The sequence below is a fragment of the Chitinophaga sp. genome, assembly GCF_035564935.1.
Taxonomy (GTDB): domain Bacteria; phylum Bacteroidota; class Bacteroidia; order Chitinophagales; family Chitinophagaceae; genus Chitinophaga.
Window position 1 is genome coordinate 1 of sequence record NZ_DATMTE010000929.1, and the last position, 11,800, is coordinate 11,800.

An 11,800-nucleotide genomic window follows, 5' to 3' on the forward strand; every position below is an offset into this window, starting at 1 on the left:
ATTCTACAGGGCTATATTTATAATTCCGGTTTACCCCTCAGCAAATTGCCCTATGCAAAGGTAAACCCGGTGGTGCTGGATGTAGACCTGCTGCTGAGATTCGGATTCATAAAAGGAGATCCTGAATACGGGGAAGATGTAAATGTATATTCCCTGAAATATAACCGCCTGCACAGTGTGCATGTACGTCATGAAAACAATGTGTTCCAGCCGCTTACGGATGCCGCAGAAGGGCTGGTACCCTATGGCCGTTCCATTGTACATGTGCACCAGCTGCAAAACCTTTTTCATGCAGTAACCCGCGATGAACTGGCCTTTTTTGAATAGCTCATTTCCATTTTTCCGGTTTGAATAACACGGTACCATCTCCTTTCAGCAACCAGGCCGTAACGGGGTTCACATGATACCCACCCATGTCGGTACCACGCGCCTGTACCAGTTGCTTTAAGGCAGGCTGCCGGTAACCGGTATCATCTACCGCGAGGCTCATGATTTCCGTAGGCTTGCCATCCCAATACCAGAGATACCGGAAATAGGTATGCGCCTTATCCATCACCGGCTCCTGCAACACCGCTTTGGCCCAGTGCTTTCCTGCATCCGTACTGATTTCCACGCTATCTATCTTCCCCCGGCCACTCCAGGCAATACCTCTTATCTCTATCCAACCCTTTTCCACCTGCTGCGGATAGGAAGGATATGTGATAACAGAACGGGCGTCCATATCAAAGCTGAACTGGCGGATCTTATGATCCCGGATGGTTTCCGTGTATTTGGAAGTTTCTTCCCTTGTCATAAAGGGCTGATCCGACAATTCAATGCGCCGGATCCATTTTACATTGGTGTTCCCCTCCCATCCGGGCAGGAATAGCCTTGCGGGGTAACCCTGTTCCGACCGGATGGCTTCCCCGTTCTGCCCATACGCGATCATGGCGTCTTTCCAGCCTTTCTCCACGGGGATGCTGCGGGTCATTACGGCCGCATCAGAGCCCTCTGCCAGGAACCAGGTGGCCTTCGGATGCACGCCTACCTCCCGGAAAAGGGTAGATAGCATTACCCCGGTCCATTCACTCTGGCTGGTAAGGCCGCAGATTTCCTGCGGCGTCATGGTTTCCCTGCCCGATCTGAAGTTGCCTGAGCACTCGATAAAGGCAATGCGGGATATGGCCGGAAAACGCTTTAAATCGCGCAATGTGAAGATCATAGGCCGCTCCACCATCCCGTGGATCAGCAATTCATATTTATCGGGGTGGATCAGCGGCACACCGGCATGGCTCCTTTCAAAGTGAAGGTCCGATGGGGTAATGATCCCATACAGCTCCTGCAACGGTGTGCGGGAAGAAATATCCGACGGTTTTTTCTCCGGCCGCTCAAACGGGGAACGGGTGCCCAACTTACCAGGCAGGGTACCGGTAACTTTGGTGGGATCCGCATAGGGGTCTTTTCCCATAGCCGTATCCGTTAGTGCGCCGGCGCCAGGTGCACGCTGCACGCCGGTAGCGCCCATCAGCGCAGCTGCAGCAGAAACTGCGGCGGCCCTGAGCATGGTTCTTCTTGGTATCTTTTTACCTGGCTTGTTCTTATCCTCCATGATATTCATTTTACTTCATTACCTCCGCGACGGTCGTCGTTCACATAATATTTTCTGGCCGGCATCCTAATCAGTGGCAGGTTCACCGCATTCAACTGCAGTGTATCACTGACGATCTCATTGCGGTACAACAGGAAAGCGGTAACACTGTACACCTCTTCATTGGTGAGCGATCCCGGCGCATTAAAGGGCATGGCACGGCGGATATAATCAAACACCGTAGTAGCATAGGGCCAGTAGTTACCGATGGTTTTAGTACGCACCGTATCGGCCAGGGTGGCCACCAGGCGGTTGGGTGTGGGCTCTGCTCCCGTTTCACCATGGCAGGCAGCGCATTTTGCCAGGTAAATAACCTCGCCGGCGGCGGCATTACCGCTGCCGGCAGGCAGTCCTTTGCCATCAGGCGCAATGGAAATGTTCACCGAATCGATTTGCCGGGTAGTGGCCGTTTTTCCAAACCCGAAATGTTCCGGCCAGCCTGGTACCGGCGGCGGGGTGTTGGTATGGCAAGCCAGCATACCCAACACCATTACCATGGCCCCCGGGTAACAGCTGCTGCGTTTTATCAACATAATATATCTCAATAATTTCCTGCCCGCAATTTGCCAGGCGCTAATGTATATTTCCTGTCCACGCGGTCAAGTACCACATAAAGGCGGTCCTTATTTTCATCCACACCGGTGAGCACTACATGTGAACCGTCTGTGGTGGCGTATTTCACCGTAAAGCGTTTCCTGTTTTCAAAGGCTGGTGCATTGGCATAATCTCTTGCCCTTCGGGCAGACAATGCAATAGGTGCTATCTTTAAAGATTCATCACCAATATTTTTACGGGCCTCCGCCGGGATCCAGTCTTTCGCCTGCTGCGCGGCCTGTTCACGCGAAGCCTTTTCCGCTGCCGCATCCACTACGGCGCCGCCATCGCCGCCTACACCAGCGGTGCGGTTACGCCTGTCGGGAACAGGTTTGTATTTATCTTCCAGGTAAAGCACTTTATTCACTTCATCCGCATAATAGTGAAACGCGCGCTGGCCGCCGGCCAGGCCGGTTATCTCAAAGGTGCGGTTCACATCCCGCTGCGGATCGCCCCCACCATTGGACAAATCAAGCGGATGCGGCTTGTTAACACGGAAGGTGAAAGTAGACCAGTTCTCGAAAGTAGCTTCCTGCCAGCGTACCGTATCCACGGGCGAATAAGGGATCACCTGGTCGTTTAAACGGAACTCCGTTACCTGGTAGTTGCCACGCAGCGCTTTAACGCCTGCTACTGACGGTTGTTTGTACGGATCATACCAGAAATTGATCAGCTGCAAATAGAAAAGCACACCCAGGAAAAGGAAGATGGTAAAAGATTTCAGCCCTATACGGGTAAAGCGTTGCCATCTCTCCGGAAAAACAGGGTAATAATTTACCGGCACTGTAAAACGTTCCTGCACCAGCAAACGGTATATTTTAGGCACATCATTTACCAGCAGCAACGCCGCCAGCAGTACGAAATAACTGCTGTATACATGTACGCCGCCGTCGTAAGCAAAGTTCACATATACGATATCGCCCAGCGCACCCAGTAATAAAACGGAACCCAGTGTAGTGGTTTTACGGAAAAACAACAGCGTACCTGCAGTTACCTCCACCACACCGGCAAACACCTGGTACCAGGGCACAATACCGATAGACAGCCAGTAGATTTTCTGCGCCGTAAGATCCCCGAAATTGGTATTCAATACGCCGAAAGAAGGATATGGCATTTGCACGGGTAACAGCTTGGTAAATCCAAAGCCGATGATCCCGATGCCTGCACGATACCTCACTACTACCCGCAACCAATACCAGGCGGTGTAATACTCTTTACGCGGCAGCTTACGGGCTTTTACAATGCCCGTCCATACAAGGCCCCCAACGGCGGCAATCAATGCCGTGGTGATCCAGTTGGCATAGCCCAGCAGCGGGCTGCCGAAAATAGTGTTGCCAAGGAAATTGATCCCCGAGCCAAAGCGTGCAATGTCGTACAGGTCGCGGTAGTTCAGCTGCGCCCAGTTGAGCTGCAGCAGTTGTTTATACCACTCCACGCTGTTAGGTACGGATAATGCGATAAAGAAAATAAATGCAATACGGAATAATACCAGCTGGTATTCCTTCCATGCAGTCAGCTGTGCCAGCGGCGCGTTTACAGCCGGCGGAACGCCGGAAGCGCCTTCCCTGATCACCGGTTCATGAGGTAATGTTTGCGTGTTATGAGCCATGATAATAGGTTTAAAGTTTTAGTTTCCTGTTTCTTCCGCCACCGTTTGCCACTTCTTCCAACAGGTATTTCTTATTTACTTTTTCCAGTATTACATAGATGGAATCCTTGCTGTAAGTGGTTCCGGCAAGTATTACGTGGTCTTTATCCGGCCGGGAATAGCGCAGCGACAGCGTTTGCCCCGACAAACCGGGGTGCCTGTTTTCCAGCGTAAGCAGGTGTTGCGCCGTATCGGCAGCATAGCTGTAGTAATGCCTGCCGCTGGTGCCTTCAATTTCATATAGCCTTTCTGCGTTATCCCGTTTTACCAGGTGCCGGTTATTGGTATCTACCGGCGCCTGCCTGTTGGTAAGGATGCTGACAGTGTTCCATTCTTCAAACACCACGTTGCGCCAGCGAAGGGAGTCTGTTAAAGAGTAGGCCAGTGTATCTCCATTAACAACGAATGTTGCCACATTGTATAACCCGCTGATAGCCGGTAATCCTTTGGTGGTGGGATACTGGTAAGGATCCGTTTTTGCCCCTACACCTGTTTTCACCCCATATATCACTACAAAGAAAAGCAGGAAAGCCGTTTTCAATATCCACCTGCCGTTTTTCCGGATGCCTTCAAACACCGGTTTGAAAGTAGCGGCGGCCGTAGGTTGCTGTAAAATGAGCAAGCGGCTGATGCGCTGCAGATCGAAGCTAAGAATAACCAGACCATAAGTGATCAGCAGCAGGCTGTATACCTGGTCGCCGCCTTCATAGGCCAGGTTGGAAACAAAGATGTTGCCGCAGAAAATGAGGAAGATGAAAGCAGCGATGGAAGCTGTTTTGCGGAACAATAACCCTAACGCCAGTACGATTTCCACGCCGCCGAGAAACAGTTCGTAGGATGGTACAATACCAAGACTGAGAGAGAATAACTTCCAGCGGTTAAAATCGCCATAAGGTGTATTCAGGCTGCTCAGTGAAGGATACGGCGCCTGCAGCACAAACAGTTTAAGGAAACCATAAGCCAGCAATGCCAGTGCCAGCCGGTAACGCAGGATAACGCGCAGCCAGTAAAAAGCAGCATCGTAGGTGCGTGCCCGTTGGCGATCAGCATACGTCCACACAATAGCGCCGGCTATTGCTATAAGCAGCAGTATGCCCCAATCGGCATATCTGGCAGGCCCTGCGCCGAAGCGCGTTGTATAATTGGCCAGGTTAAAAATATCCTCATAACGAAGATCAAAAATGGGAGTGGTAAAAAGGTAACTGTAAAATTTCCAGTCGAACGGCAACGCCTGCAGCAGGAAATAAATAAAGATTACCCTGAACCCAATTTTTTCATAGTCCTTCCAGGCGGGAGTTACATTACTCATTGGTTATTTATTATAAGGTGACAAGATCAGTAACCATCGTTTTGTTTCAGATTGCCGTTGGACAACGTTACTTCGTTGGCCGGGATCGGGAATACATGTAGCTGCGGATTCGTAATATTCAAAACAGCGCCTGCACGTTTGGTACGCACCAGGTCGAACCAGCGGTGCGGCTCCAGTGCAAACTCTATCCTGCGCTCGTTTTCAATAGCCAGTAACAGGTCTTCTTTACCTGCCTGTTCATTTACCGGGGCCAGTCCTGCCCTGTCGCGGATAATGTTAAGGTCTTCACGGGCAAGATCCGGTTTATCCAGCTGCGCCCGGGCTTCCGCGCGGATCAGGTACAGTTCCGCTATGCGGATCACGTAGGCGGGATCAGTGGCCGGGCTCCTGTAATAAAGATTTCCGTACCATAAACCAGCGGATGTTTTTGCGACCAGCGCACTGCGGTTACCGCCTATGGCCGGATCATTTACCAGCGTGATCAACACATCTGCCGGCGCCCATTGACGGGTACCCCCATTGGCCGGAGGCTGCCAGTAGTTACGGTGTCCGCTGAGGTAAGTAGCGCTGTACGACAGTTCAAACACTGATTCCCTGGTAGCCACGGCGCTGGCAGGGGAAAAAAAAGCGCTGTAAGGTTTCAGCAGGGAATAACTCTTTGTATCGCTGATCACTTTGGAAGCATAGGCTTCAGCTTGCGCCCAGTTGGACTGATAGAGATAATACCGCGCTTTCAGCGCCCAGGCGGTTTGCTGGTTCACTCTTACCGGGTTGGGCGCAGCTGTTTGAGACACTGGTTGCAGCAATGAATCAGCTGCATTCAGATCACTCAATACCTGTTGGTATACCTGCGCCTGCGTGCTGCCTTTTACATCCAGCTTATCGGAGGCACTGAGTGTAGGCGTTAACGTTATCTGCACATTTCCCCAGGTACGGGCAAGATCAAAGTAGCTGAGTGCACGGATGAAGTACGCCTCCCCCACTGCCTGGTTCCTTTCTGCTTCAGAAAAAGTAGCGTCCTGGAGCCCGGGCACTTTTGCAATCACGTTATTGGCGCCATTGATGGTAGTATAAATGGCCGCCCACACCGTTTGCAGGTTACCGTTATCTGCATTTATTTTATGGGTGATGAATTGCTGGATCACAGATTGGGAGCCTGTCCACTGCACATTATCACCGGGCAGGTAACCAAAGGACTGGAATAATGCACCGTAGTAACCATCGGCGCCGAGACGCCTGTATACGCCACGCAATGCAGTATTGGCGGAGGTTTTATCAATGATGGTTTGTTCGTCGGACACACTGTCCCTTGGTTCCACATCAAGGAACTTTTTGCACGACATGGCTGTCACTGCAATAAAAAAGAACGATATATATTTCCGATATGCTTTCATATGGAAGAATTAAGAGCGGTTAAAGAGTTACGTTTAAGCCAAACTGCACACTCCGTGGCTGCGGCGGTGTGCCAAGATCCAGTCCCTGTACGGTTTGTAAACCTGTTACGTTTGATTCAGGATCCAGCCCGGTGTATTTGGTGAGTAACCAGAGGTTACTACCGGTGAAGTATACACGCAGTAATTGGATATGCAGTTTTTCACTGACTGATTTCGGCACGGTATATCCCAGCGTGAGTGATTTGAGCCGCAGGAAGGAGCCGTCTTCCAGGAAACGGTTGTTCTGATCTATGGTGTAGTTAAGGCCATAGGCGGTAAGACGCGGCACATCCGTGATGTCGCCGGGTTTCTGCCAGCGGTTCAGCTGATCTGCAAATAACACGCGGTTGGCATCGCGGGTACCGCCACCTTCCCCGAAAAATTTATTCAGGTTATATACATCGTTGCCGTATTGGAAAGACAACAACACGCTCAGGTCAAAACCTTTATACGACACCGTGTTGCTAAAGCCCCCATAGAATTTAGGCATGGCATTACCCATTACTTTGCGTGCAGATACCGGCAGTTTACCATCCTTCTCTCCTTCAAAGATCACGTTACCTGTTTGCGGATCCACGCCCAGCTGGTTATACAGCCAGAAAGAGTACATGGGTGCACCTTCCTGCATAATGATCCAGTCGCGGTTATACTGGTATATCGGTGTGGGGAGTTTTTCGATGCGGTTGGTATTGCCGGCAATATTCAGGCTGCTGGTCCAGGTAAAATTCCGGGTAGAAATATTGGTAGTATTGATACCGATTTCATATCCTTTGTTACTGATCTCTCCTGCATTGCTATAGATGGAAGTAAAGCCCGAAACGCCTGCCTTAGGCAGTTGCAGCAGTACATCGCTGGTGTATTTATAGTATACATCTGCCGTAATACTAATGCGGCCATTGAGTAACCCGAGGTCCAGTCCGCCGTTGAACTGGCTGGTTTTCTCCCAGCGCAGGTCGGGATTGGGCAGCTGTAATGGCGCTGTTCCGGGCTGGTCGCCGGTAGTATTGTCGGGATAGCCTGCGCCGCCGGACCACAATCCTTTTGCCGCGAAGTTGCTGATGCCCGACTGGTTGCCCGTGATACCATAGCTGGCGCGCACTTTCAGATCGCTGATACTGTTCACCGACTTCAGGAAGCGTTCTTCCTTGAGCCGCCAGGAGGCGCTTACAGAGGGGAAATATCCCCATTTATAGTTATCGCCGAATTTTGAAGAACCATCAGCACGGATACTTGCTTCAAAATAATATTTACCTGCATAGTTGTAATCGATCCTGGAAAAGAAAGACGACAAGGTGCTGCGGGTCCAGGTTTGAGCGGCAGTACGGGTTGCAGCGGCAGAAATGTATTTATAGGAATTATTGGGGAAGCCGGTTCCCTGGGCGGAGGTCAATGTTTCCGTATTGCTCTGGATCGTGTTGCCCACCAGTACGCCAAAGAAATGCTTATCTCCCGCATGTTTGCGCCAGGTGAGTGTTTGTTCGTTGATCCAGGAGGTGTTCTGCGTAATGGCGGAAGTGGCCAAACCGTTGGTAGGACTGGCGCCCAGCTGGGTGAGGTTATTCCAGTATTCCGATTCGTTATAGTTATTATAATCGATGCTGATGTTGCTGTGGAATTTCAGGTCCGGCAGCAAGGTAGCGTCGAGATACAGGTTACCGATGTAGCGGAGGCTGGTGGTGTGTACATCATAGTTATCGATGAGTACCTGCACATTATCGAAGCCTGCCCAGCGGGCCGGTGTGCCATCGGCGTTTGTTTCCGGGAGATAGGTGGGCGTGTGTAGCGCCGCCTGTAACAAACCTCCCTGCGGGCCATCGCCTGCGCGGCCCTGGCTGCGGAAGCTGCGGGAAAAGCTGTTACTGGAACCAATGGTCACCTTATCGTTCACCCGCTGATCGATATTCAGTTTGAAGCTGGCCCTTTCGAAGGAAACGGGTTTAAGGATGGATTCCTGTTTGGAATAGCCGCCACCGAAATAGTACTTTGTTTCACGGTTGCCACCGGAAAGGGATAGGTTATAATTCTGTAATGGCGCTGTCTGGAACACTTCACCGAGGCGGTCGTATGTTTGCTGATCCTGTGGTAAACCGCGCGGTGCAGGCGTTTTACCGGGATTATCGGTCAGCACCCGGAATGGCTGATAGCTGTATTTCGCAATGCCTGCCTGGTCGTTGAGCGCGGTGGCATCTGCCAGGGAGTTGCGGTAAAACTCATTCACCAGTTCCGCGTGTTGGGGACCGGTGGTAAGATCCCACATTTTGGGCGCCCAGGCCACGCCGGTAGATACATCTGCCGTTACTTTGGCTTTGCTGTTATAATTGCCGCGACGCGTAGTAACGATCACCACGCCATTGGCGCCCCTGGAGCCATAGATGGCTGTTGCGCTGGCATCTTTCAATACTTCTATATTTTCAATATCCGCCGGGTTGATATCCGCCAGCGGCGAAGTGGAGCGTCCGCCGGTACTCACCGTTTGCAGGCTGGCGTTATTCATAAAAACCCCATCGATGATATAAAGCGGATCATTGTCAGCATTGATAGAAGTAGTACCACGCACCCTTACAAAAACCCCATCGCCGGGCACACCTGTATTGGAATTGATTTGTACGCCGGCGGCCCTTCCCTGCAACTGTGCATCAAAGCTGGCAACGGGTACGGTTATTACATCTGCGCCCTTCACAGAGGAAATGGCGCTGGTAAGATCCCTTCTTTTCTGGGTGCCATATCCTACCACTACTACGTCGTTCAACTGGGTGCTGAGTTCTTCCAGGGCAATATTGCCTGCATTAGACTTATCAGCGTATACTTCCTTCAGTTTATAACCAAGAGAAGAGATCTGGTAAATAACCGGTACTTTCTGGCCGGTGAGAAATGCAAATTCCCCGTTTGGACCGCTCTGCACCTCGTGGGTAGTGCCTTTGATGTGCACAATAGCCCCTGCAACAGGTTGTTGTGATTTAGCGTCAATAATTCGTCCGGAAAGGGAAATGTTGTTTTGAACAATGCTCCTGTGCACAGGTTTGGTAGTATCTGCGCTGTGAGGCGCGCGCAATTCCTGCGACCATGCGGTAGCCGCCAGCAGCAGCCCGCAGCTGCATGCAATAGCAATTTTCATTATCTTTACTTTGGTATGAAAAAATGAGGCCGGTGAAAGCAGGTAACTGCCATCACTGTAAAATGTCTCCAACAGCCTTGATTACCAGCCGGAACTGCGTCACCAGTTCCGGCTTTTTTATTCTTGATTGATCCTTCCTAACATCGGTTAGCCGTGTATTCCACGCAGCAATTTTTCCTCATTAAGTGTAATGATGTTTCCATGTCGGTAATATTTTGAAAGATAAACGGGGCATGTCAACAGGTGGATGAATTTCCCCTAAAGCGGACCCGGAAAGCCGTATGAAGCACAATAATACAATAATTTTTTAAAAGTCTATAATTTTGGTAGACTAATTAAAAAATAAAACGGCAACCTTCTGTGCACGAAGTTTGTTGACCTATGTGTGATTCATTTTCATACAAAAAAGGAATACCATGACCAACAACACTTCACTTATTCCCGATCCTGCTGCATTGGATGAGCTTTGTATCAATACCCTCCGTTTTTTGTCGGTAGACGCGGTGCAGAAAGCCGACAGCGGGCACCCGGGATTGCCTTTGGGCGCCGCCCCGATGGCCTATGTATTATGGACGCGGTTCCTGCGTCATAGTCCTTCCGATCCGCATTGGTTTAACCGCGACCGCTTTGTATTATCCGCCGGGCATGGCTCTGCCTTGCTGTATAGTTTGCTGCATGTAACGGGTTATGATCTGCCCCTGGAAGAGCTGAAGCGGTTCCGGCAATGGGGTAGTAAAACGCCGGGGCATCCCGAGCGTGGCCTGGCGCCGGGTGTGGAAGTAACAACGGGGCCATTGGGACAGGGATTTGCCAACGGAGTGGGAATTGCCATGGCCGAAGCTTACCTGGGGGCCCGCTATAACCGTCCGGGTGATGCGGTGATAGACCACTACACCTATGCGCTGGTAAGCGACGGCGACCTGATGGAAGGCGTTGCAGCAGAAGCCGCTTCCCTTGCCGGTCACTTACGGCTGGGTAAGCTGATTTACCTGTACGACGATAACCGCATCACGCTGGCTTCCGCCACACCGGTTACTTTCACGGAAGACCATGCAAAACGGTTTGAATCATACGGATGGCATACACAAAAAGTGGAAGACGGCAACGACCTGGATGCCATTGACGCCGCGATCCGCGCGGCGCAGGCAGAAACGGACCGGCCTTCCATTATCCTGGTGCGTACACATATAGGTTTTGGTTCTCCCAAACAGGACACCACCGGGGCGCATGGTTCCCCGCTGGGCCCGGAAGATGTAAAACTGACAAAAGAGAAACTGGGCTGGCCGGTGGAACCGGATTTTTTAGTACCAGGAGAAGCCCTGGATCATTTTCGTGCAGCCGTAGACGTGGGCAAAAAATTATCTTCCAAATGGGAAGAGCAAATGATCATCTATGCACAAAAATATCCTGAGCTGGCTAAAGAGTTACGGGCACTGATACACGATAATATTCCTGCAGACTGGGACAAAGACATCACCCCGTTTCCAGCAGATAACAAAGGACTGGCCACCCGTGCGGCGTCGGGGAAAGTGATGCAGGCGTTTTTCAAACACCTGCCTGGTTTTATTGGCGGGTCTGCCGATCTGAACACCTCCACCAACACGGAATTAAAGGACGCCGGTAATTTTGAAAGTCCCGCTATGCAGCAGGGCGACCTGCAGGGAGCAGCCGGCGGCGTATGGGGCTATGATGGCAGGAACATCCAGTACGGCGTACGGGAACACGCCATGGGCGCCATTTCCAATGGATTGGCCGCACATGGTGGTATACTGCCTTACTGCGCCACCTTCCTCACTTTCTCGGATTATATGCGGCCCTCCATCAGGCTGGCGGCGCTTTCCGAGCTAAAGGTGGTGTACGTTTTTACGCACGATAGTATTGCGATGGGCGAAGACGGTCCCACTCATCAGCCGGTGGAACTGCTGGCTGCACTCCGGGCTATTCCCCGCCTGGTAGTGATACGTCCTGCAGATGCGAACGAAACCATTGCTGCCTGGCAGATCGCCGTACTGGAACCGGATAAACCCGTAGCATTGATCCTCACGCGGCAGGCTGTGCCTACACTGGATCGCAG

At 51.4% G+C, this 11,800-nt stretch carries 8 protein-coding genes; 2 read left to right on the top strand and 6 right to left on the bottom strand.

Annotated features, from left to right (window positions below):
- Positions 1-327 (top strand): hypothetical protein (locus VN105_RS24245; RefSeq protein WP_325645091.1); only part of this gene is annotated, 327 nt, incomplete at its 5' end.
- Position 328: 1 nt separating this feature from the next.
- Here the strand turns inward: VN105_RS24245 and soxC are convergent.
- From soxC to VN105_RS24275, 6 genes are read right to left on the bottom strand one after another with little or no spacing between them, the layout of a single operon-like run.
- Positions 329-1,588, bottom strand: a complete 1,260-nt coding sequence (gene soxC / locus VN105_RS24250; protein ID WP_325645093.1) for a sulfite dehydrogenase — start codon at positions 1,586-1,588, stop codon at positions 329-331.
- A gap of 5 nt (positions 1,589-1,593) precedes the next feature.
- Complete coding sequence (locus VN105_RS24255) at positions 1,594-2,160, bottom strand: cytochrome c (RefSeq protein WP_325645095.1); 567 nt, start codon at positions 2,158-2,160, stop codon at positions 1,594-1,596.
- An 8-nt stretch (positions 2,161-2,168) separates the two neighbouring features.
- Entirely contained in the window at positions 2,169-3,830 is a 1,662-nt protein-coding gene (locus VN105_RS24260) for a hypothetical protein (protein ID WP_325645097.1), read from the bottom strand.
- A gap of 10 nt (positions 3,831-3,840) precedes the next feature.
- Positions 3,841-5,178 carry a DoxX family protein gene (locus VN105_RS24265; RefSeq protein WP_325645099.1) on the bottom strand — a complete coding sequence of 446 codons (1,338 nt, stop codon included), beginning with the start codon at positions 5,176-5,178 and terminating at the stop codon, positions 3,841-3,843.
- A gap of 26 nt (positions 5,179-5,204) precedes the next feature.
- Positions 5,205-6,572 (bottom strand): RagB/SusD family nutrient uptake outer membrane protein, encoded by a 1,368-nt coding sequence (locus tag VN105_RS24270; RefSeq protein WP_325645101.1) that lies wholly within the window; start codon positions 6,570-6,572, stop codon positions 5,205-5,207.
- Positions 6,573-6,591: 19 nt separating this feature from the next.
- Complete coding sequence (locus VN105_RS24275; protein ID WP_325645103.1) at positions 6,592-9,726, bottom strand: TonB-dependent receptor; 3,135 nt, start codon at positions 9,724-9,726, stop codon at positions 6,592-6,594.
- Between the two features lie 416 nt (positions 9,727-10,142).
- Here VN105_RS24275 and tkt point away from each other — a divergent pair.
- Positions 10,143-11,800, top strand: a 1,658-nt coding sequence (gene tkt, locus VN105_RS24280) for a transketolase (RefSeq protein ID WP_325645105.1), incomplete at its 3' end; no start/stop codon positions are given.

Bases quoted from the DNA above. Each gene is read 5' to 3' on its own strand.
- soxC (WP_325645093.1), bottom strand. From the start codon at position 1,588: ATGGAGGATAAGAACAAGCCAGGTAAAAAGATACCAAGAAGAACCATG.
- VN105_RS24255 (WP_325645095.1), bottom strand. From the start codon at position 2,160: ATGTTGATAAAACGCAGCAGCTGTTACCCGGGGGCCATGGTAATGGTG.
- VN105_RS24260 (WP_325645097.1), bottom strand. From the start codon at position 3,830: ATGGCTCATAACACGCAAACATTACCTCATGAACCGGTGATCAGGGAA.
- VN105_RS24265 (WP_325645099.1), bottom strand. From the start codon at position 5,178: ATGAGTAATGTAACTCCCGCCTGGAAGGACTATGAAAAAATTGGGTTC.
- VN105_RS24270 (WP_325645101.1), bottom strand. From the start codon at position 6,572: ATGAAAGCATATCGGAAATATATATCGTTCTTTTTTATTGCAGTGACA.
- VN105_RS24275 (WP_325645103.1), bottom strand. From the start codon at position 9,726: ATGAAAATTGCTATTGCATGCAGCTGCGGGCTGCTGCTGGCGGCTACC.